Annotated in this window: 18 protein-coding genes and 1 pseudogene; 6 read left to right on the top strand and 13 right to left on the bottom strand. The window is 71.1% G+C overall.

Going from position 1 to position 20,226, the window contains the following annotated elements:
* Positions 1-8 precede the first annotated feature (8 nt).
* The 6 genes from ACFUO4_RS21635 to ACFUO4_RS21610 form a co-directional block, all read right to left on the bottom strand.
* Complete coding sequence (locus ACFUO4_RS21635) at positions 9-1,346, bottom strand: CpaF family protein (protein WP_079308002.1); 1,338 nt, start codon at positions 1,344-1,346, stop codon at positions 9-11.
* A gap of 13 nt (positions 1,347-1,359) precedes the next feature.
* On the bottom strand, positions 1,360-1,725 hold the full coding sequence (locus ACFUO4_RS21630) for a TadE/TadG family type IV pilus assembly protein (RefSeq protein WP_383487040.1): 366 nt from the start codon (positions 1,723-1,725) through the stop codon (positions 1,360-1,362).
* Between the two features lies 1 nt (position 1,726).
* Positions 1,727-2,047 carry a pilus assembly protein gene (locus tag ACFUO4_RS21625; RefSeq protein ID WP_383487901.1) on the bottom strand — a complete coding sequence of 107 codons (321 nt, stop codon included), beginning with the start codon at positions 2,045-2,047 and terminating at the stop codon, positions 1,727-1,729.
* A 71-nt stretch (positions 2,048-2,118) separates the two neighbouring features.
* Positions 2,119-3,375, bottom strand: a complete 1,257-nt coding sequence (locus ACFUO4_RS21620; protein ID WP_383487037.1) for a CpaE family protein — start codon at positions 3,373-3,375, stop codon at positions 2,119-2,121.
* A gap of 7 nt (positions 3,376-3,382) precedes the next feature.
* Positions 3,383-4,099: a Flp pilus assembly protein CpaB gene (gene cpaB, locus ACFUO4_RS21615; RefSeq protein WP_079307996.1), complete on the bottom strand. Its 717-nt coding sequence runs from the start codon at positions 4,097-4,099 to the stop codon at positions 3,383-3,385.
* A 40-nt stretch (positions 4,100-4,139) separates the two neighbouring features.
* The gene (locus ACFUO4_RS21610; RefSeq protein WP_383487898.1) at positions 4,140-4,949 is read right to left on the bottom strand and encodes a hypothetical protein; all 810 of its coding nucleotides are present in this window, start codon (positions 4,947-4,949) and stop codon (positions 4,140-4,142) included.
* Between the two features lie 355 nt (positions 4,950-5,304).
* Between ACFUO4_RS21610 and ACFUO4_RS21605 the strand changes: the two genes are divergently transcribed.
* Positions 5,305-6,999: a chitinase gene (locus tag ACFUO4_RS21605; protein WP_383487033.1), complete on the top strand. Its 1,695-nt coding sequence runs from the start codon at positions 5,305-5,307 to the stop codon at positions 6,997-6,999.
* Positions 7,000-7,012: 13 nt separating this feature from the next.
* On the opposite strand, the gene ACFUO4_RS21600 is transcribed toward ACFUO4_RS21605, so the two are convergent.
* From ACFUO4_RS21600 to ACFUO4_RS21585, 4 genes and pseudogenes are all read right to left on the bottom strand, one after another.
* Positions 7,013-7,330, bottom strand: a complete 318-nt coding sequence (locus ACFUO4_RS21600; RefSeq protein WP_128112055.1) for a hypothetical protein — start codon at positions 7,328-7,330, stop codon at positions 7,013-7,015.
* Between the two features lie 11 nt (positions 7,331-7,341).
* A complete protein-coding gene (gene helR / locus ACFUO4_RS21595; protein WP_383487030.1) occupies positions 7,342-9,504 on the bottom strand; it encodes an RNA polymerase recycling motor ATPase HelR in 2,163 nt (720 codons plus the stop codon).
* Positions 9,505-9,608: 104 nt separating this feature from the next.
* Positions 9,609-10,834, bottom strand: a pseudogene (locus tag ACFUO4_RS21590) (glycosyltransferase).
* A gap of 166 nt (positions 10,835-11,000) precedes the next feature.
* Positions 11,001-11,393 carry a hypothetical protein gene (locus ACFUO4_RS21585; RefSeq protein WP_079307988.1) on the bottom strand — a complete coding sequence of 131 codons (393 nt, stop codon included), beginning with the start codon at positions 11,391-11,393 and terminating at the stop codon, positions 11,001-11,003.
* Positions 11,394-11,538: 145 nt separating this feature from the next.
* On the opposite strand from ACFUO4_RS21585, the gene ACFUO4_RS21580 reads away from it, so the two are divergent.
* Positions 11,539-12,048: a SigE family RNA polymerase sigma factor gene (locus ACFUO4_RS21580; protein ID WP_383487027.1), complete on the top strand. Its 510-nt coding sequence runs from the start codon at positions 11,539-11,541 to the stop codon at positions 12,046-12,048.
* Between the two features lie 59 nt (positions 12,049-12,107).
* On the top strand, positions 12,108-13,385 hold the full coding sequence (locus ACFUO4_RS21575; protein ID WP_383487024.1) for a hypothetical protein: 1,278 nt from the start codon (positions 12,108-12,110) through the stop codon (positions 13,383-13,385).
* Here ACFUO4_RS21575 and ACFUO4_RS21570 read toward each other — a convergent pair.
* Positions 13,361-14,677 carry an Nramp family divalent metal transporter gene (locus ACFUO4_RS21570; protein WP_383487021.1) on the bottom strand — a complete coding sequence of 439 codons (1,317 nt, stop codon included), beginning with the start codon at positions 14,675-14,677 and terminating at the stop codon, positions 13,361-13,363. The two genes, ACFUO4_RS21575 and ACFUO4_RS21570, sit on opposite strands and share 25 nt — an antisense overlap.
* 42 nt (positions 14,678-14,719) lie before the next feature.
* The gene (locus ACFUO4_RS21565; RefSeq protein ID WP_383487018.1) at positions 14,720-15,184 is read right to left on the bottom strand and encodes an ATP-binding protein; all 465 of its coding nucleotides are present in this window, start codon (positions 15,182-15,184) and stop codon (positions 14,720-14,722) included.
* Between the two features lie 233 nt (positions 15,185-15,417).
* Here ACFUO4_RS21565 and ACFUO4_RS21560 point away from each other — a divergent pair, with 233 nt between their 5' ends.
* Positions 15,418-16,764 carry a M14 family metallopeptidase gene (locus ACFUO4_RS21560; RefSeq protein ID WP_079307984.1) on the top strand — a complete coding sequence of 449 codons (1,347 nt, stop codon included), beginning with the start codon at positions 15,418-15,420 and terminating at the stop codon, positions 16,762-16,764.
* Here ACFUO4_RS21560 and ACFUO4_RS21555 read toward each other — a convergent pair.
* On the bottom strand, positions 16,761-17,252 hold the full coding sequence (locus tag ACFUO4_RS21555; RefSeq protein ID WP_079307982.1) for a hypothetical protein: 492 nt from the start codon (positions 17,250-17,252) through the stop codon (positions 16,761-16,763). The genes ACFUO4_RS21560 and ACFUO4_RS21555 overlap by 4 nt on opposite strands.
* Positions 17,253-17,378: 126 nt before the next feature.
* Between ACFUO4_RS21555 and ACFUO4_RS21550 the strand changes: the two genes are divergently transcribed.
* Together ACFUO4_RS21550 and ACFUO4_RS21545 are read left to right on the top strand one after the other, a co-directional pair.
* Entirely contained in the window at positions 17,379-18,302 is a 924-nt protein-coding gene (locus tag ACFUO4_RS21550) for an adenosine kinase (RefSeq protein ID WP_383487014.1), read from the top strand.
* Between the two features lie 34 nt (positions 18,303-18,336).
* Entirely contained in the window at positions 18,337-20,226 is a 1,890-nt protein-coding gene (locus ACFUO4_RS21545; protein ID WP_383487011.1) for a caspase domain-containing protein, read from the top strand.

Below are 20,226 nucleotides of genomic sequence, written 5' to 3'. Positions count from 1 at the left end.
CAGTCCACCTACCTGGTCTCTCGGGTCGTCAGCTCGGCCACGGACTGGGCCACGCCGAAGGCCTGCGGGATCGGCTGGCCCGCCATGTAGAGGCGGTTCGCCGTGGGGCGCGGCAGCGGGGCGTAGGCGAAGGTGCCGTAGACGCGGCCGTCCGCCGCCATCGGCTCGGCGTCGAAGCGGGCCACCGTGGCCAGGCGGTACGGTTCGCCGCCGTGGCTGTCCAGCACGGCGATCTCGGTGATCCTGCGGGCGCCGTCCGGGAAGCGGGTCAGCTGGATGATGACGTCGACCGCGCTGTTGATCTGGTCGTGCAGCGCCTCGAAGGGGACGCCGACCTCGGACATCGAGGCGAGGGTCTTGAGCCGCATCAGGGCGTCCTCGGTGCTGTTGGCGTGGACGGTGGCGAGGGAGCCGTCGTGGCCCGTCGACATCGCCTGGAGCATGTCGAGGGACTCGCCGCCCCGGACCTCACCCACGACGATCCGGTCGGGGCGCATCCGGAGGGAGTTGCGGACCAGGTCACGGATGGTGATCTGGCCCTTGCCCTCGACGTTCGGGGGGCGGGACTCCAGCCGGATGACGTGGGCCTGCTGGAGCTGGAGTTCGGCCGAGTCCTCGATGGTGATGATGCGTTCGTGGTCGGGGATGAGGCCGGAGAGGGCGTTCAGGAGCGTGGTCTTTCCGGTGCCCGTCGCGCCCGAGACGATGATGTTGAACTTCGCCCGCACCAAGCCCGCCAGCAGATACAGCATGTGCTCGTCGAGCGAGCCGAAGCCGATCATCTCGTGGAGCGTGAAGGAGCGGGGGAAGCGGCGGATGGTCAGGGTCGCGCCCGTCAGGGACAGGGGCGGGATGATCACGTTCACGCGCTCGCCCGACGGGAGACGGGCGTCCACCATCGGATTCGACTCGTCCACCCGGCGGTTGACCGTCGACACGATCCGCTCGATCGTCTGCATCAGCTGGTCGTGGGAGGGGAAGCGGAGCGGCAACTGCTCGACCCGGCCGCCGCGTTCGACGAAGATCGCGTCGGGGCCGTTGACCATGATCTCGGTGATCGACGCGTCTTCAAGCAGGGGTTCCAGGATGCCGAGCCCGAGCGCCTCGTCGACGACCCTTCGGATCAGCTGCGAGCGCTCGACCGTCGACAGGACCGGGCCCTCGCGGCTGATGATGTGCCCGAGCACCCGCTCCAGCCGGGCCCGGCGCTCGGCCGCCGCCAGCGAACTCATCTCCGCGAGGTCGATCTCCTCCAGGAGCTTGGCGCGGTACGACGAGACGAGGTGGCCGTCCTCGCCCCGGGCGCCGTTCTCCTCGGGGGTGCTGATGCGTGCGCGCAGGCTCATGGTCGTACCTCGTTCAGTGGTCGAGCGGCATGGTGGCAGTCTTGGTCGCGTTACCGAAGTCCCAGACGAGGAGGGGGATGTCGACGGTGGCGGTGACGGTCACCGTGTCGTCGCCCCCGGCCTCCGAACAGGACACGGACAGCCAGTCGCTCACCGCGTTCGCGCAGCCTTCCTGTGCGCTGCGCTCCAGAGAGGCAGCCCGCGCCCCCGCCCTGGCCGCCGTGCCGGCCTGCTGGGCGGCGTAGGCGATGAGCCCGACCTGGACGCCGGCGAGGGCGACGAGGAGCAGGATCGGGATGAAACCCAGGTACTCGATGGCGACCTGGCCCCGGTCACGCCGGGCCGCGCGACCGCCGAGGACTTTCCCGTCGTACGACATCTCAGTCCTTCTCCTCCTGCACGGCCCCCGCGTGGCCCTCGACGGTGAACGGGAAGCCGATCGCGCCGGGGAAGAGCACGGGCACCTTCAGGCGGACGTTGACCCTGACGTAGTCGCCGTCCCCCCAGCACTTCACCTGGGCGTCCCCCTGCCACGCGCCCGGCAGGTCCTTCAGGCCCGCCTCCTCGCAGTCCGCCTGGCCTTCCGATGCCGTCCCCGCCCGTACCGCCTCGTCCGCGGCATGCCCGGCCAGCGTGAACGTGTAGCCCACCAGCACGAACTGCCACACCAGCACCAGCGTGGCGATGATCAGCGGTGTCATCCCGAGGAACTCGATGGTGACCTGACCGGAGTCCCGCGAGCCCCGCCCGGGACCTCCGTGCCGGCGCCGCCTCACGGCCCGAGCTCCCTGCGCCTGCGGAAGCTCACCGCGCCCCGGTCGCCGCGCCCGCCGCCCTTGTGCGCACCGGCCGCCTCCCGTGCTTTGACCAGCCCCAGCTCCCCGGCCAGGGCCCACATCGCCTGCTTGACCGTGCTCTTGTTGTCCAGCTCGTGCACGCGGCCCGCGTCCACCACTCCCTGGAGTTCCCTGAAGTTGGCGGGGATCGCGGTCCCGGCGACGGGGGTGCCGGTGATCCGCTGGATCAGGTGGGGCTGGATCTCCGTACCGCGGGTGTGCCGGTTGACGACGACGGTCGTCTCCTCGGCCTTGCGGATCTGGAGCCGGTCCCACATGCGGACGGCCCGCTTGGCGCCGCGTACCGCGACCACGTCCGGCGTGGTGACCAGCAGGGCGGCGTCCGCCATCTCCACCGCCGCCGCGCCCGCGCCGCCGAGTTGCGCGCCGCAGTCGACGACGACGACCTCGTAGCGGGAGCGCAGGGCGCTGACGATCTGGCGGGCGGCGCGGTCGGTGACCTCCTCGCCGCGTTCGCCGTCGCCGGGGGCGAGGAGCAGGGCGACGCCGGTGTCGTGGCGGTAGACGGCGTCCGCGAGAACCCTCGGGGAGATGTCCGTGATAGCCGCGAGGTCCACGACCGACCGGCGGAACTGCACGTCCAGGAAGGAGGCGATGTCACCGGTCTGGAGGTCCATGTCGACCAGCACGGTGCTGCGGCCTGACGCCTGGGCGGCCAGGGCGAGTTGGATGGCGGTGAGGGTCGCGCCCACCCCGCCCTTCGCGCCGCTGACGGTGACCACGGTGCCGCCGACGCCGGTGAACACGTCGGCCCCGGCGCCGAGATGACGTCGTACCCCCACCGACCAGGCGGCGACGGCCTGCACGCGGCTGGCCAGCTCGTCGTAGTGGAGCGGGAGAGCGACGAGGCCGCGGGCGCCGTAGTCCATGGCCGCCTGGAACAGGCCGGGGCTCGCGTCGGAGGTGACGAGGATGACGCCCACCGCGGGGAAGCGCAGGGCGACTTCGCGGATGAGCTCCAGCGCGGGGACGGGGCCGATGCGTTCGTGGACGACGACGACCTCGGGGAGTTCGTCGACGGACTCGGCGGCGAGGCGGGCCAGGGTGTCGACGAGCTGCGTGGAGTCGACGACCGGGGCGACCGGTTCGGCGTCCGGGAGCTGGCTGAGGAGGGTGGTGATGGAGCGGACGGCGTCCGCGTCGCCTACGGCCGGCAGGATCCTCGTGGGCATACGGCTCTCACTTGTCCTTCGCGAGTTCGTACGTGCGGTCCTGGTCGGGGACCGGCCGGTCGCCGCCGGGGGCCACCAGGGCGAGCCGGACCCGCTCGGCGAACGACTCGGCGTAGGTGAGGCGCTGGGCGTCGAGGGTGGAGAGGGCGAAGGTGATCGGGACGGCCTCCTTGGAGCGCTGGTCCCGGTTGCTCTCGTCGGGGTCGAGCGAGGTCAGTTTGCCGACGTCGAGGACTTTCGCGTTCGTGACGATGATCTTCGACTGGGCGGGCTGGGCGGAGCTGCCGTTCCGCTCGCCCTCGAAGGTGGCGTACACGTTGACCGTGGAGCCCGGTGTGATCTTGCCGGCGACGCCGGTCGCCGCGTCGATCATGATGGCGACCTCCTGCTGGCCGGGCTGCAGTGCCGGCTGCGCCACGATCATGTCGCTCTGCAGCAGGGAGCCCTTCTCCAGCTTGGTCACCGCGATCTTGCCCTCGATGTCGCGGAGATCGGTGACGGCGTTGGCCGACAGCCAGCGCTCGGGCATCGAGATCTTCTCGAACTGGGCCCTGCTCAGTGCCGTGTAGGGCTGGATCTCGGCCTTGACCTCGTACGCGGTGACCTCGGGGCCGACCTTGGACTTCACGTCGTCGATGACGGACAGCACACCGGCGAAGGCCGCCAGGGCGCAGACGACCGACAGGATCAGGAGTATGACGCCGCGGCGCTGACGGGAGTTCATGAACCGGACAACCTCATTGGGGGATGTGGGTCGGCAGGGCTCACCCGGCGGTGAGTTGGTTCTCGTTGACGGGTGAGGTGGCGGAGCAGAAGACGCAGCGGTCGCCGATGACGTCGATGCCGCACCAGTGGCAGCTGGACTGCCGGACGGATGTCACCAGTTGGTAGAGGACCGAGAGGTCGGGCAGGAAGGTGCAGAACTCGACCAGCTTGGCCGTACCCCACCAGGCGGCGGACTCGGCGGGCAGCGGGGCCTCCCGCAGTCCCTGGACGTTCCAGGCGGGCGCCAGGGTGTTGGCGACCCAGTCGGTCTGGAGCTGGCCCTTGGCGACCAGCATCGAGGTGGCGAACTCGGGCCCCGACAGGGACGCTTCGGGGCCGATGCGGACGAGTTGCGGCTCGGGGTGGGCGATCACGCCGAACTGGCTGCCGGGCACCCAGGACTTGGCGTGGGACTTCAGCCCGACGGGGACGCGGTCGAGCTTGGTGACGGAGCCGAGGACGGCACCGGCGTGGATGTAGTGGGTGAGCAGCCGGCCGGCGGAGGCGAGGACGCCGGGGCTGAGGTCGCAGGAGGCGAGCTGGCGCAACTGGCGCGCCAGGACGGCCAGTCCGAGGGGTGGCAGATCGGGACGGAAGAACGCGATCCGGTCGCTTTCCAGCAGGGAGCGGATGGTGTGCAGCCGCCGCTCGACACCGGGTGCGACCACCCGCGAGCACACGACGATCACATGCCCGCACTGGTCGATCAGCTGTTGCAGCGCCGCCAGCGCCTGGTCCAGCGGCTGCCGGTCGAGGTCCTTCAGGACGACCGCGGGCACGGTCCGTTCGTCCAGCGGCGGCAGTGCCATGTCGGCACCGGTCACGGCAATGGCAGTTGGCACGCGCAGCTCCCCGTTCCCATGCCTCGCCGGCCCGACCGGCGTCACCCGACCCACCCAGTCGATTTCACTGCGTGACTACGCAAGCACTCTAACCACGCGGTTGTGACCGGAGAACAGCGTTTGTGTAGCTGGCGAGGAACTGCCGTTACACAAGGTGCGTCAAATCGGGGCAGGTTGAGCATCTTGCCCGACGCATTTCGGCCCTGGGGCCCTGGCCAGGGCCGCCGGGTGGGCCCAGGGGCCCATGCCGGACGGTCCGTCACGGCAGGCACTTTGGTCTGGACCTATTGACAGATGGATTGGTCTGGACCAGCTTATTGTCATGTCCCCACAGAGACGATCGACCCGGCTCTGGTCCGGAGCCGTCACCGCCGCCCTCGTCGCCTTCTCCCTCTCCCTCGCGGGCGCGGGACAGGCCTCCGCGGCCGACGTCAACAACGCCAAGAACGCCGGATTCGAGTCCGGCCTGACCAACTGGACCTGCACGGCGAGCAGCGGGGCGACCGTCTCCTCGCCGGTCCACTCGGGCGCCGCCGCCCTGAAGGCGACCCCGGCGGGCCAGGACAACGCCAAGTGCATCCAGTCCGTCGCCGTGAAGCCCAACTCGACGTACACGCTGAGCGCGTGGGTCCAGGGCGGCTACTCCTACCTGGGTGTCACCGGCACCGGCACGACGGACGTGTCCACCTGGACCCCCGACTCCACGTCCTGGAAGCAGCTGTCGACCACCTTCACCACGGGTTCCTCCACGACCTCGGTCACGGTCTACACCCACGGCTGGTACGGCCAGGCCGCCTACTACGCCGACGACCTCTCGGTCTACGGCCCCGACGGAGGCGGCGGCACCGACCCGACGCCGACGGTCCCGGCCGCACCGGCCGGCCTGGCGGTCTCCGGTACGTCGTCCTCGTCGGTGTCGCTGACCTGGAACACGGTCTCCGGCGCCACGGGCTACAACGTCTACCGGAACGGCACCAAGGTGACGGCGGTGACGGGCACGTCGGCCACGGTGACGGGCCTCGCGGCCTCCACCTCGTACTCCTTCCAGGTCACGGCGACGAACTCGGCGGGTGAGTCCCCGAAGTCGGCGACCGTGACGGGGACGACGACGGCGACCCCGACCGGCCCGGCGCTCCCGAAGCACGCGGTCACCGGCTACTGGCAGAACTTCAACAACGGCGCCACCGTGCAGCGGATCTCCGCCGTCCAGTCCCAGTACGACATCATCGCCGTGGCCTTCGCGGACGCGACGACGACGCCGGGCGCGGTGACCTTCAACCTCGACTCGGCCGGTCTCGGCGGTTACACCGTCGACCAGTTCAAGGCGGACATCGCGGCGAAGAAGGCGGCCGGGAAGAAGGTGATCATCTCGGTCGGCGGCCAGAACGGCACGGTGTCGATCAACGACCCGACCTCCGCGACGAACTTCGCCAACTCCGTCTACTCCCTGATGCAGACGTACGGCTTCGACGGCGTCGACATCGACCTGGAGAACGGCATCAACGCCACCTACATGACCCAGGCGTTGCGGTCGCTGTCCTCGAAGGCGGGCTCGTCGCTGATCATCACGATGGCGCCGCAGACCATCGACATGCAGTCGACGTCCAACGGCTACTTCCAGACCGCGCTCAACATCAAGGACATCCTCACCGTCGTCAACATGCAGTACTACAACAGCGGTTCGATGCTGGGCTGTGACGGCAAGGTGTACTCGCAGGGCTCGGTGGACTTCCTCACCGCGCTGGCCTGCATCCAGCTGGAGGGCGGACTCGCCCCGTCCCAGGTGGGGTTGGGCCTGCCGGCCTCGACGAGCGGCGCGGGCAGCGGGTACGTGTCACCGACCGTGGTGAACAACGCCCTGGACTGCCTGACCAAGGGCACGGGGTGCGGTTCCTTCAAGCCGTCGAAGACCTATCCCGACCTGCGGGGCGCGATGACCTGGTCGACGAACTGGGACGCCTCGGCCGGGAACGCCTGGTCGAACGCGGTGGGGCCGCACGTGCACGGGCTGCCGTAGCCGGCCGGACCGCTCAGTCGCCGTCGGCGCCGAGCAGCTCGTAGGTCTCGGCGAAGATCTCCGGCTCACAGGCGTAGTGCTCGCCGCGCACTCCCTCGATCAGCATCCAGCCGGGCGGGATCTCGTCCGGCGCCGAGCCCCGCTCCATGGTGCGGATGCGCAGGACCCGCCCGCCGTCCCGCTCTTCCGAGGCGACGAAGTCGTCGCCGAGGAAGGCACGGACGGCGGGCAGGTCCTCTTCCCGGCCCGTCCAGAGCAGCGCGCGCACGGTCACCGGACGCTTGCGGGCGCGGACGACGGGCATGAGGGGCTCCTGAGTGGTCGACGTCATGCACCACATTGTCAGGGGCTGGACAGAACAACCAGCCGTTCGGTCGCGCGTGTCATCGCCACGTAGTGGTCCACCGCGCCCTCGATCCCCGTGCCGAAGTTCTCCGGGTCGACCAGGATCACGAGGTCGAACTCCAGGCCCTTGGACAGTTCCGGAGTCAGGGAGCGGACGCGGGCCGTGGGCTCGAAGGTCGTGTCACCGATGACGCAGGCGATGCCCTCGGCGGGGTGGTCGGCGAGCCAGGTGTCGAGGATCGACGGGAGGTCCGCGACCGGGCCGTGCAGGACCGGGATGCCGCTGCTGCGGATGGAGGTGGGGACGTTGGCGTCCGGGAGGGCGGCGCGGATGACCGGCTCGGCCTCCGTCATCACCTCCTCCGGGGTGCGGTAGTTGATGCTCAGGGACGCCATGGTGATGCTGGTCAGGCCGACCCGGCGCAGACGCTCCTGCCAGGTCTCGGTGAAGCCGTGGCGGGCCTGGGCACGGTCGCCGACGATGGTGAAGCTGCGGGACGGGCAGCGCAGCAGGAGCATCTGCCATTCGGCGTCGGTGAGTTCCTGGGCCTCGTCCACGACGATGTGCGCGAACGGGCCTGCGAGGAGGTCCGGTTCGGCGACGGCGAGTTCGGACTCGTCGACCAGGTTGCGCTGGAAGTCGGCGCGGCGCAGCTGGGTCATCAGGCCCTCGCCGTCCGGGTCGGCCGCGATCAGGTTCTCGACGACCTGCGCCATCTGCTCGCGCTGGGCGGCGAGGGCGGCTTCCTGCCGGCGTTTGCGGCCGTCCGCCTTCGGGTCGCCGAGGCGCTGCCGGGCCGCGTCGAGGAGGGGGAGGTCGGAGACGGTCCAGGCCGTCGGGTTCGCGCGTTGCAGGGTCCGGACCTCGTCGCGGGTGAGCCACGGGGCGCACAGGCGCAGATAGGCGGGGACAGTCCACAGGTCGCCCACCAGGTCCGTCGCCTCCAGCAGGGGCCAGGCGCTGTTGAGGGCGCCCACCAGTTCCTTGTTCTGGCGCAGGACCCTGCGGAACAGCTGCGGCGGGACGTCGTCGCGGCCCTCGTACTTCTCCTCCAGGATCGAAACCAGCTTGTCCCAGATCTGGCCACGGGCCTCGTTGTGCGGGGTGCCCGGTTCCGGGGCGTCGAAGGCCTCGGCCCAGTCGGCGGCGGTCAGGCGCAGGTCGGTGTGGTCGACCGTCACCGTCATGCCCTCGGTGGGCGGTTCCTCGTAGAACCGTACGGCCTTCTCGATCGCCTTCACCAGGTCCGCCGAGGACTTCAGGCGGGCCACCTCAGGGTCGGGTTCCAGGCCCGCCTCGGCGCCCTCCTCGACCAGGTCGCGCAGGATGCAGGTCTGCACACCCTCCTCGCCGAGGCTGGGGAGGACGTCGGCGACGTAGGAGAGGTAGGGGCGGTGCGGGCCGACGAAGAGGACGCCGCCCCTGCGGTGGCCGAGGCGGGGGTCGGAGTAGAGGAGGTGGGCGGTGCGGTGCAGGGCGACGACCGTCTTGCCGGTGCCGGGGCCGCCGTCGACGACGAGCGCGCCGCGCGAGCCCGCGCGGATGATGGCGTCCTGGTCGGACTGGATGGTGGCGAGGACGTCCCGCATCCGGTCGGAGCGGTTGCTGCCGAGGCTGGCGATGAAGGCGGACTGGTCGTCGAGGGCGACCTGCCGCTCCAGTCCGTCGGCGGTGAACACCTCGTCCCAGTAGTCGCTGATCCGGCCGTCGGTCCAGCGGTAGCGGCGGCGGCTGGTCAGGCCCATCGGGTGGGCGTGGGTGGCGGCGAAGAAGGGCTCGGCGGCCGGGGAACGCCAGTCGATCAGGAGTCGGCGCCCCTCGCTGTCGGTGAGGCCGAGACGGCCGACGTAGAGCGGCTCGGGGTCGTCGGCGGTGACCATGCGGCCGAGGCACAGGTCGAGGCCGAAGCGGCGCAGGGTGCGCAGCCGGGCGGTCAGACGGTGGATCTCCGCGTCCCGGTCCATCGCGGCCCGGCCCGCGCCGCCGGGCGCCTTGAGCTCGGCGTCGAGGCGGGCGGACAGCTCGGCGATCGACTCCGCCAGGCTCGCCGCGATCGCCGCGAAGTGCCGCTCGTCACCGGCGATCAGGGCGGGGTCGGCCTTGGCGGAGAGACGGTCGGGGAGGGCGAACGCCGTGGTGGCGGTTCCCTGGGGGTTCACGTGATCAGCTCCGATGCGAGGCCGAATATGGCTTTCTCTGGATGAATTACGACATGACGTGGGCGCCAGAGGCTCCCGACCCGGCGCGGTGGCGCCCGGCGACCCTACGCGGCGACGCCTTCGAACAGCAGCTTCGCCGCCGTCGTCGCCCCGTCCGTGCGGACCTCGGCCGCCAGGGACCGCGCCCGTTCGCGGGTCTCGGGGGCCAGGGCGACGGTGAGCGCGGCCGCCAGGGAGGCGTACGTCGGTGTCGGGCCGTCGTGGGCCGCGCCGACGCCCAGCTCGGCGATCCGGCCGGCCCAGTAGGGCTGGTCGGCCATCTGGGCCACGATCACCTGGGGCGCCCCGGCCCGGGCGGCGGTCGTGGTGGTGCCGGCGCCACCGTGGTGCACGACCGCGGCCACCCGGCGGAACAGCTCCTGCTGGTTGACCTCGCTGACGACGAGGCAGTCGTCCGCGCCGTCGATCAGCGCCAGGTCGGCCCAGCCGCGCCCGAGCAGCACCCGGTGCCCCTGTGCCCGGACCGCCGCCACGGCCGCCCGGGAGACATCGGCCGCGTCCCGCAGTGGCATGCTGCCGAAGCCGACGTAGACCGGCGGGGCGCCCGCCGCCAGGAACTTCTCCAGGTCCTCGGGGAGGGGCCGGACGTCGGGGCGGATCCAGGCGCCGGTCTGGACGACGTCGAGGTCGGCCGGCTGCTGCCAGGGGCTCAGGGCCGGGTCGGCCGCGAGCAGCGGGCGGTCGGTGAGGACGTGGTCGCGGAAGTCCGGCACCGGGGGCAGGCCGAGCGCCGCGCGGCGGGCGTTGACCGCGCCGCCGAACAGCTCGTTCAGGATCTCGGCGTTCTGGTCCCACAGCACCCGGTTGTCCGTGACGTCCGCCGGGAGCGGGTGGCCCGGGAAGGCGAGCGGCGGGTGGTGCGGGGAGGGCAGGTAGGACGGGAAGCAGGAGACGAAAGCGTACGGGACGCCCGCCTTCTCCGCCGCCGCCCGCGCGCCGGCGGCGGCCGGGAGCAGGCCCGTCGCCACACCAGGTCGCTCCCGGCGGCGACCGGGGCGACGGCGCCGTACACCGAGTCGAACAGTCCGGCGGCCCGCTCGGCCATGGTCGGGGGCAGCTTCGCCGGTGTCCCGGTCACGGCGTCCGTCGCCAACGCCCGCACCGACGGCCCGACCGGCACCAGCGGGACGCCGACGCCGGCCAGCAGCTCCTCGAAGTCGGGCGGCGCGCAGACCCGCACCTGCGCGCCGAGCTCCCGCAGCGCCTCGGCGAGGCCCGCCATCGGCTCCACGTCTCCGCGCGACCCGTACGTCAGCAGCACAACACGCATCCGCGACTTCCTCATTTCCGCAGGTGACGGCTTCAGGCCGACGATTCTGCGGTACGAGGGGGGCCTTGCCGCAAGGCCCCCGGTGCGCTATACATTGAATATGGCAAGAGGTGTCCGCACCTTCTTGCCTTTCGTGTTTCCGGGGTTCGCGAAGGTGTCGTACGGGTCAGCGCATCGGCTTGTAGTAGCCGAGGATCGCCTGGAGGCCCGCGAACCACTCACGCAGGCGGTCCTTGGGTTTGGCCTCGACCTGGCACTCGTAGAACTGGCCGTTGTGCAGGACCACCGCGACGACCAGGGCCTTGCCGTTCGGGGTGGCCTTGTAGTGGACCGTGTGGATCTCGGGCCAGCTGAACTCGGCCTCCGCGTCGCGTATTTCGAAGGCGACGCCGGACATGTCGACGACCACGGAGTTGTGGCGGTCCACGGCCATGAACTCCGGGCCGGCGGGGGCCGCCGCCGGCTGGGGCGCGTACTGCGGCGGGTACTGCGGGGCGTATTGCGGGGGCGGGGGGCCGAAGCCTCCGGGTGGCGGGCCGTAGGGCGGTGGCTGGGTCATCGGTCCCCCGGTGAGTTACCTCGTGCGACAGTCGTACAACTTCCGTGACGCAACCTACCTGGGGCCGTGAAACATTTCCCCGGGCCCACCGCATCAGTACAAGTGAGGACGGTGCACGCCGGGCACCCACGAGCAGGGGGAACACATGAGACAGGTCCTTGCGGACCAGTACGCGGAGTTCGCAGCGGCGCGCGCGGGGCACCTGTACCGCTCCGCGTGTCTGCTCACCGCCGGTGACACGCATCTCGCCGAGGATCTCGTCCAGGAGACCCTGGGCCGGCTCTACATCGCGTGGCACCGGGTGAGCCGGGTCGGCAACCCCGCCGGGTACGCGCAGACCGTGCTCACCCGCTCCTTCCTCGCCCATCAGCGGCGGCGCAGCAGCAGGGAGCGGGCCACCGACACCTTTCCCGACCGGGCCGTCGCCGACCAGCGCGACGTACCGCTGCGGCTGACGCTGCTGGAGGCGCTGGCCCGGCTGCCCGCCAAGGACCGGGCCGTGGTCGTCCTGCGTTACTGGGAGGACCGCTCGATCGAGGAGACCGCCGACGCGATGCACGCCAGCTCGGCCGCGGTGCGCACCCGCTGCACGCGGGCCCTCGCCCGGCTTCGGGAGCTGCTCGGCGAGGACCTCGGCGAGTACGCCCGCTTCTAACCCAAGCTCCTTCCCTACGACCTCACTTCACTCAGACCTCGCGGAAACGGTGGTTTGCCATGCCCGTTGACCAGCACAGCGATCCCTTCGAGGGCCGCGTCGCCGCCGAACTGCGTGCCGCCGGCGGCGGATTCGAACCGAACCTCAGCGCGCTCACGACGGCCGGGCTGGCCCGTGGGCGGCGGCTGCGGCTGCGGCGCCGGGCCGCCGTGGTGGGCGGCGCGGCCTCGCTCGCGCTGGTCGGAGTGGGCGGTGCGCTGCTGCTGCCCGGTGGGGGCGGCCCCGGCCGGGACCAGTCGTCGGTCGCCGCCGATCCGAGCGGCACAGCGACCCTCCCCGCCGTCTCCGGCCAGGAACTGATCGACACCCTCAAGGAGCGGCTGGGGCACGGCAAGTTCAGCGAGGAGCACGGCGCCGGCACGGGAGACAAGGCGGGACCGTACGCGGCCCTCGTGTGGGACGACGGGGACGGGGCGTCGGCCGTCTCGGTGAACCTGAACCGGGTCGAGGTGGGCGGCGACGAGGCCCGCCAGCTGGCCCAGTGCCCGGACAAGCTGTTGGCCCCCTACGACGACTGCAAGTCCAGCCGGCTCGACGACGGCTCGGTACTGAAGATCGTCCAGGGGTACGAGTACCCCGACAAGCGGGAGCCCACCAAGTGGTGGTACGCCGACCTGGTGACCGCCAAGGGACAGCATGTCTCGGTGAGTGAGTGGAACGCCGCGGCCGAGAAGGGCTCGCCGGTCACCCGCACCGAACCGCCGCTGGACAACGCCGGGTTGAAGGAGCTGGCGACCGCGCCGGCCTGGCTCAAGGCGATCGACGCGATTCCCGCGCCGCCCTCTCAGGAGCCGACGCCGTCCGCTCCCGTCACCGACGCGGCCAAGACGCTCGCCGGTCTGCTGCCCGACGGGATGCAGGTGGTCTCGCGCAGCAAGGACGGGGACGGGTACGGCTATGTGGTCGTCGACGACGGCAAGGGCAAGAGCCTCGTCGAGATCAACGTGCAGCCGGACATGGGGGACCTGCTCTCGGACAGCATCTTCGAGGGCGCCGAGGACGTCGGCGACGGCACGATGCTCGTCACCCGCGAGGACGCCGGGGACAAGGACGTGGCGGGCACGGTCAGGTGGACCGTCGACACCGTGCGGATCAACGGGCTGCGGGTGGTGATCAGCGCCTACAACTCGGGCGGACCGCACGACGCGCCCGGCCGTGACACGCCCGCCCTGACCAAGGACCAGCTCAAGGAGATCGCGCTCAGCTCGGCGTGGGGGCCGAGCCGGAAGGACCTCTACGGTCAGAAGAGCGGTCAGAAGAACTCCGACCAGGGCTGATCCCAGATCTGCTTCACGCACAGCACCAGGAACAGCAGCCCGGCGACCACCAGCATCACGTTGCTGAGCAGGCCGTTGCGCCATTCGGCGGGGGTGCGGGAGGAGTTGAGGAGCCAGATCAGGGTGCCGGCGAGGAAGGGGAGGAACGCCGCGCCCAGGACGCCGTAGAGGATGATCAGGCGGAAGGGCTGGCCCTGGAAGAGCAGGACGATGGGCGGGAAGGTCAGCCACAGCAGGTACGCGCGGAAGGGCCAGGAGCGTTCGCGTGCGCCGGAGGCGACCTCCTCGCCCTTCGCCGCCTGTGCCGTGCGCCGGCGGGCGACGAAGTCGGCGAACATCAGGCTCACGCCGTGCCAGACGCCGATGAGGGAGGTGAAGGACGTGGCGAAGAAGCCGATCAGGAAGAACTTGGCGGTCGCCGAGCCGTACTCCTTCTCCAGGATGTCGCTGAGCTGGATGAGGCCCTTGTCGCCGCTCGCGATGGCCACGTTCGCCGAGTGCAGCAGTTCCGCGCCGACGAAGAGCATCGCGATGACGAAGATGCCGGTGGTGGCGTAGGCGACGCGGTTGTCGAGCCGCATGACCTTCATCCAGCCGGTGTCGGTCCAGCCCTTGGCGTTGACCCAGTAGCCGTACGCGGCCAGTGTGATGGTGCCGCCGACGCCGCCGATCAGGCCGAGGGTGTTGAGGACCGAGTCCTTCTCGTCGGGCAGGACGGGCAGGAGGCCGGCGAGGGCGTCGGGGAGGTTCGGGGTGACCCGGATCGCCAGATAGACCGTCACCACGAACATGACGCCCACCAGGACCGTCATGACCTTCTCGAAGACCTCGTACTTGTTGAACCAGACGAAGACCAGACCGACCAGGCCGCAGGCGACCGCCCACCACTTGAGGTCCATCACGTCGGGGAACAGGGCCTGCAGCGGCAGCGCGCTCGACGACATCGCCGCCGCCCCGTACACGAAGCCCCAGATCACGACGTAGACGACGAAGAACCAGGTGGTCCAACGGCCCAGGCTCGCCCAGCCGTCGAAGAGGGTGCGGCCGGTGGACAGGTGCCAGCGGCCCGCGGCCTCGGCGAGGGAGATCTTGACCAGGCAGCCGATCACGGCGGCCCACAGCAGGGTGTAGCCGAAGTTGCTGCCGGCGATGAGGGTGGCGACCAGGTCGCCCGCGCCGACACCGGTGGCCGCGACGACGATGCCGGGGCCGATGTACTTCCAACTGGACTTGCGCGGTGTGGGAGTGGTCGATACCTGGGTGGCGGTGGGGTTTCCCGTGGTGTCAGCCATGAAGGTCAACAAACCGCAAAGAGCCGGTGCTGACAAGAGGGCCTACGGCCGGCGCGGACCGCAGCCGTCCGCCCCGCAGGTGCCGAGTTCGAACCACACGGTCTTGCCCGTCCCGTCCTGGCGGCAGCCCCAGCGCAGGGCGAGCGCGTCGACCAGGAACATCCCCCGCCCGCTCGTGGCGGAGCCGGCCGCCAGGACCCGGGGCACGCGGGGGCCGACGTCGGAGACCTCGCAGCGCAGGACGCCGTGCGCGGCGGTGAGGGTGAGGCGGAGGCGGCTGCCGGCGGAGCGCAGCAGGGCGTTGGTGACCAGCTCGCTCACCAGCAGTTCGGCGGTGTCGGTGAGATCGGTGCCGTCGTCCCGGTCGGCGAGCCCCCAGCCCTCCAACTGCCGCCGGACCAGGGCACGGGCCTCGCGGACCGCGGTGGGACGGGGCTCGTACTCGACACTCAGATGGCCTGCCCCCAGCGGGGGCTGAGGGTACGAGGCGTACCGGGGACGCAGCATGGCATCAGGATGTCCGCCCGGGCCTCCCCGCACACGGGGAGGACTACCCGATTCACTACCTACACACAGGAGTTCGAACAGCCGATGCGAGCGTTCGCCACGAGGATTCGATTCACGCCAGTGCGCCTTGATGCGCTCTTGACCTGCTCATGCCATGCGTCGACGATGAGCCGCACACCCGCACCACGTACGTCGCACTGAATCGCCACTCCCCACTCCCACAAGGAGACTTCATGCGACTTCGGACACGAGGCGCAGGCGCCCGGGGCGGCAGACGCACCGCCGCGTTCGCCGCCCTGCTCGCCCTGGCGCTCGCCGCGCCCCTGACCTCGATGGACGCGTCCGCCGACAGCGTCGGCAAGGCGGCGCCCAGCAAGGACGACATCCGGCAGTACGAGATCCACCAGCACACCACCCCGCTGACCCGTACGGCCATCCAGCAGACCGGCGTCACGGTGGACGAGGCCGACGAGGAGACCGTCGTGGTCTCCGGGCGGGCCGACCAGATCAAGCAGCTGCGCCGACTCGGCTACCAGGTCGAGGCATTGGGCTCCGCCCCGGACCGGCTGGCCGAGGACGAGCTGCGGCTCTACGACTTCCCGTCGGCCGACTCGCGCTATCACAACTACGCGGAGATGACGAACGAGATCAACTCCGTCGTCGCGGCCCACCCGGACATCGTGAGCCAGCGTGTGATCGGCACGTCCTACCAGGGGCGGAACATCGTCGCCCTGAAGATCAGCGACAACGTGGCGACGGACGAGTCCGAGCCCGAGGTGCTGTTCACCCACCACCAGCACGCGCGCGAGCATCTCACCGTCGAGATGGCGCTCTACCTGCTCGACCAGCTGACCTCCGGCTACGGCACCGACTCACGCGTGACGAGCCTGGTCAACAGCCGGGAGATCTGGATCGTGCCGGACCTCAACCCCGACGGCGGCGAGTACGACGTCGCCACCGGCTCGTACCGCTCCTGGCGGAAGAACCGGCAGCCCAACTCCGGGTCCTCGTACGTCGGTACGGACCTCAACCGCAACTGGAACTACCGGTGGGGCTGCTGCGGCGGCTCGTCCGGGTCGACGTCCTCCGAGACGTACCGCGGATCGGCCGCCGAGTCGGCTCCCGAGGTGAAGGTCGTCGCGAATTTCGTGCGCAGCCGGGTGGTCGGCGGGGTCCAGCAGATCAAGGCCGGGATCGACTTCCACACGTACAGCGAGCTGGTGTTGTGGCCCTTCGGGTACACGACGGCCGACACGACGACGGGCATGACGGCCGACGACCGGAACGCCTTCGCCACGGTCGGGCAGAAGATGGCCGCGAGCAACGGCTACACGCCCGAACAGTCGAGCGACCTGTACATCACCGACGGGTCCATCGACGACTGGCTGTGGGGCAACCAGAAGATCTTCGCGTACACCTTCGAGATGTATCCGACGTCCAGTTCCCAGGGTGGGTTCTACCCTCCCGACGAGGTGATCGCGCGGGAGACCGCCCGGAACCGGGACGCCGTGCTGCAGCTGCTGGAGAACGCCGACTGCATGTACCGGTCCATCGGCAAGGCGGCCCAGTACTGCAGTTAGTCGGATTCCTCGAAGTAGGCGTCGAGGACAGCGTCCAGCTGCTCTTCCCACTTCTTGAAGTCCGCCCTGGCCGCCGCCTCGATCTCGATCGGGTACCAGCGGCGGTCAGGGGTGTGGACCGTGATCGTGAAGCGCTTGCCGAAGCGGGGTGACTCCGTCTCGACCGCGCCGATCTCGTCCCAGCCGAACTCGCACCGCTCCTCGTCGAGGCTGAGGCGGACGCCCTTCGCGTCGGCGACGATCTTCGCGCGGCGGTCGGAGGCCTCGAAGACGGGGCCCTCGGCCGCCGCTTCCTCCTCGGTCTCCTCCGCTTCGGCCGTCTCCGTTTCCCCGGAGGCGGCCTCCTCCTGCGCGAGGGGCTCCTCGGCGTCCGCCGGCTCGGCGTCCTCGGGCTCGCCGGACACGGGTGCGGTCAGCCCGGGGATGAAGGCCGGGTCGAATCCGGCGCCTTCCAGGGGCTTGCTGCTCGAACCTATGCGCTGCTCCACGGTCGGAAGTATGGCGGACGAACCTGTGTCATGGGGCCCCGGGGGCGGAAGCGGCGGGAGAAGCCCTTGCAGAAATTTTCTGCAAGCTGTTGCTCGTCGGGAAACGCCGCTGTTGACTCGGCTCCCATGAGCCCCGAGACCGACGTCCTCGTCCTGGGCGGCGCCGGCGTGGACACCGTCGTCCACGTCCCCGAACTGCCGCTCCCCTACGCCGACAGCTACATGATCGAGCCGGGCATCGTCAGCCGCGCCGGACAGAGCGGGGACTTCGTCGCGCTCGGCGTGCACGCGCTCGGGCTGCGCGCCCATCACCTCGACGTCGTCGGCGACGACCACGAGGGCGATCTGGTGCGGGCGTTGCACCGGGACCGGGGCATCCCGTTCACCGAGGTGCGCTCGGCCTCGGGAACCAAGCGGGCGGTCAACCTGGTCGGCCCGGACGGGCGCCGGCTCTCCCTGTACGACATCACGCGCGGCCAGGACACCGACCGGTTCCCCGAGGACACCCTGCGCACCCTGGCCGACGCCGCCCGGCACGCGCACGTGGTGATCACCCACCCGTGCGCGCACGCGCTGCCGGTGCTGCGCGAGTGCGGGGTGACGGTCTCGACGGACCTGCACAACTGGGACGGCGAGAACCCGTACCACGAGGCCTTCGCCCTCGCCGCCGACCTGGTCTTCCTGTCCACGGCCGCGCTGGCCGACCCGGAGGCCACCATGAGGGACGTCGCCGCGCGCGGTCGGGCGGGGATCGTGGTCGCGACCGCCGGGGCGGAGGGGGCGTATCTGCTGGCCGACGGCGAGCTGACCCATGTACCCGCCGTCGAACCACCGGCTGCGGTGGTGGACTCCAACGGTGCGGGCGACGCGTTCGCCGCCGCGTTCCTGCTCGGCCGGCTGGAGGGTGCGGACCCGCTGCGCTGTGCGCGGTACGGGGCGGTCGCGGGCGCGTACGCCTGTACGGTGCCGTCGACCCGGGCGGACGCCATCGCCCGGGACGAACTGCTGGCGCGGGTCGCTGAGTTGGAGGCGGAGAAAGCCTTCGACTGACTGGTCAAGGACCCGCCTGCCAGACTTTCCGGCCATGGGGACGATCTACGCGTTCATGGCGGGCGTCAACGCCTACCCGCCGCACATCGCCACACCGCTGTCCGGCTGCGTCAACGACGTCCGGGCGGCACGGGAGTTGCTGGAGGAGCGGGGCGGGGACGCCGTCGCGGTACGGGCCGTGCTGGACGGGGAGGCGACGGTCGCGGCCGTCGAGGAGGGGGTCAGGGGCTTCCTCGGGGCGGCCGGGCCCGGCGACACGGCGTTGTTCTGGTTCTCGGGGCACGGCAGTGAACGGGTCGCCACCGGAACGGAGTTGCTCGTCGAGGCGACGGGCCGGAGCCAGGCGCTGGTCTGCGTGGACGGTCCGCTGTCCGACAAGCGGCTGGGGGCGCTGCTGGACAAGGTGGCGGGGCGCGGCGCCCATGTCGTGGCGGTCCTCGACTGCTGCTTCTCGGGCGGCGCGACCCGCGAGGACCGCGTCCCGGCCGACCTCACCGCGCGGCACGCGCCGGCCCGCCCGGAGTGGCCGGTCGCCCGCGACTGCGCACCCCCGCGGGGAGCCGCCCGCCATCTGCTGCTCGCCGCGAGCCGGCTCGACCAGCTGTCCTACGAGGGCTGGTTCGACGGGCGCCGCCAGGGCATCTTCACGCACGCCCTGCTGGGCGCGGCGCGGGCGGCGGGCCCTGACGTCACCTACCGGCAGTTGCTGGCGGCGGCGGACGCGCGGGTACGGCGGTCGGGGGGCCGGCAGCAGCCGGTGCTGTTCCCGGAGACGGCCGCGGCCGCCGATCTGCCGTTCCTCGCGGGTGCGGTGGCGGAAGGCGCCGCCGGTGACCATCTGCTGCGGTGCGGGCCTGAGGGGTGGGAGGTGGACTGCGGGACGGTGCACGGGCTGCGGGGCGGGCCGGATGCCGGGGGCACGGAGTTCGCGGTGGTCGGGGACGGGCCCGTCGAGCGGGCCCGGGCGGTGCGGGCTCTCGTGGTGCGGGCCGAGCGGGCGCTGGTGCAGCCGGTGGGCTGGGTGCCGGAACCGGAGCGGGTGTACCCGGTCGCGCCGACCGCCCTGTCGACGCCGCCCGCGACGGTGAGCGTCGAGGGGGCGGACGAACGGCTCCGGGCGGCCGTCGCCTCGTACGCCAGTCCGCTGCTCCAAGTCGTCGACGGTCCCGAGGAGTTCGGCGATCTGCACTTCCGGCTGGTGCCGGACGGTGGTGCGGTGGAGGTGCTGGGGCGGGACGGGACGCGGTTCGTGGAACCGCTGTGGCTCGGCGCGAGGTCGGCCGAGCGGGACGGTTCGGCCGCCGGGGCGGCAGCGTCGTACGACGTCAAGGGCCTCGTCGGCTGTCTCGCGCACCTGACCCGCTGGCACCGGCTGCGGGACCTCACCTCCCGCCCTTCGGTCCTGGACAACCAGGTGCGGGTGGAGATCTCCCCCTGGGGCGGCGGGGAGCCGCTCGTGCCGGACGGGCGCGGGGAGATCGTGTGCGCGTACGGGCCGGACAGGGAACCGCCGTCGGTGTCCATCCGGCTCACCAACCGTTCGCAGCGACCCCTTTGGTGTGTGCTGCTGGACCTGACCGACAGCTACGCCAGTGATCCGGCGCTGTTCCCGGGCCACTTCATCGGGCCGGGACGGACCGGGCACGCCCTGGACGGGGGGCCGGTGCGGCTGACGCTGCCGGCGTCCAGGGCCGTCGCGTCCGGTGCGGAGGTGCGGGACTGGCTCAAACTGATCGTGGCGGAGGGCGAGTTGAACACCGTGCCGTTCCGGATGCCGGCGTGGAGCCCGTGGGCGTCCGGCGCGGACGAGGAGATACTGCGCTTCGGCGCCCCCTCCGACGGCCGCGACCTCGGCCCGGCCACCCAGGACCCCCCGGGCCGCTGGACCACCCGCACGGTCACCGTCCGGACCGTCGTCCCCTAG

Origin of the sequence: Streptomyces sp. NPDC057280, from assembly GCF_042668605.1 — a bacterium.
Classification (GTDB): domain Bacteria; phylum Actinomycetota; class Actinomycetes; order Streptomycetales; family Streptomycetaceae; genus Streptomyces.
The sequence above is the reverse complement of the archived record's forward strand: the minus strand, read 5'-3'. Positions and strand labels throughout refer to the sequence as shown.

Excerpts from the sequence above, each read along its gene's own strand:
- ACFUO4_RS21635 (WP_079308002.1), bottom strand. The coding sequence starts at position 1,346 with ATGAGCCTGCGCGCACGCATCAGCACCCCCGAGGAGAACGGCGCCCGG.
- ACFUO4_RS21630 (WP_383487040.1), bottom strand. The coding sequence starts at position 1,725 with ATGTCGTACGACGGGAAAGTCCTCGGCGGTCGCGCGGCCCGGCGTGAC.
- ACFUO4_RS21625 (WP_383487901.1), bottom strand. The coding sequence starts at position 2,047 with ATGACACCGCTGATCATCGCCACGCTGGTGCTGGTGTGGCAGTTCGTG.
- ACFUO4_RS21620 (WP_383487037.1), bottom strand. The coding sequence starts at position 3,375 with ATGCCCACGAGGATCCTGCCGGCCGTAGGCGACGCGGACGCCGTCCGC.
- cpaB (WP_079307996.1), bottom strand. The coding sequence starts at position 4,099 with ATGAACTCCCGTCAGCGCCGCGGCGTCATACTCCTGATCCTGTCGGTC.
- ACFUO4_RS21610 (WP_383487898.1), bottom strand. The coding sequence starts at position 4,949 with ATGGCACTGCCGCCGCTGGACGAACGGACCGTGCCCGCGGTCGTCCTG.
- ACFUO4_RS21605 (WP_383487033.1), top strand. The coding sequence starts at position 5,305 with ATGTCCCCACAGAGACGATCGACCCGGCTCTGGTCCGGAGCCGTCACC.
- ACFUO4_RS21600 (WP_128112055.1), bottom strand. The coding sequence starts at position 7,330 with ATGACGTCGACCACTCAGGAGCCCCTCATGCCCGTCGTCCGCGCCCGC.
- ACFUO4_RS21585 (WP_079307988.1), bottom strand. The coding sequence starts at position 11,393 with ATGACCCAGCCACCGCCCTACGGCCCGCCACCCGGAGGCTTCGGCCCC.
- ACFUO4_RS21580 (WP_383487027.1), top strand. The coding sequence starts at position 11,539 with ATGAGACAGGTCCTTGCGGACCAGTACGCGGAGTTCGCAGCGGCGCGC.
- ACFUO4_RS21575 (WP_383487024.1), top strand. The coding sequence starts at position 12,108 with ATGCCCGTTGACCAGCACAGCGATCCCTTCGAGGGCCGCGTCGCCGCC.
- ACFUO4_RS21570 (WP_383487021.1), bottom strand. The coding sequence starts at position 14,677 with ATGGCTGACACCACGGGAAACCCCACCGCCACCCAGGTATCGACCACT.
- ACFUO4_RS21565 (WP_383487018.1), bottom strand. The coding sequence starts at position 15,184 with ATGCTGCGTCCCCGGTACGCCTCGTACCCTCAGCCCCCGCTGGGGGCA.
- ACFUO4_RS21560 (WP_079307984.1), top strand. The coding sequence starts at position 15,418 with ATGCGACTTCGGACACGAGGCGCAGGCGCCCGGGGCGGCAGACGCACC.
- ACFUO4_RS21550 (WP_383487014.1), top strand. The coding sequence starts at position 17,379 with ATGAGCCCCGAGACCGACGTCCTCGTCCTGGGCGGCGCCGGCGTGGAC.
- ACFUO4_RS21545 (WP_383487011.1), top strand. The coding sequence starts at position 18,337 with ATGGGGACGATCTACGCGTTCATGGCGGGCGTCAACGCCTACCCGCCG.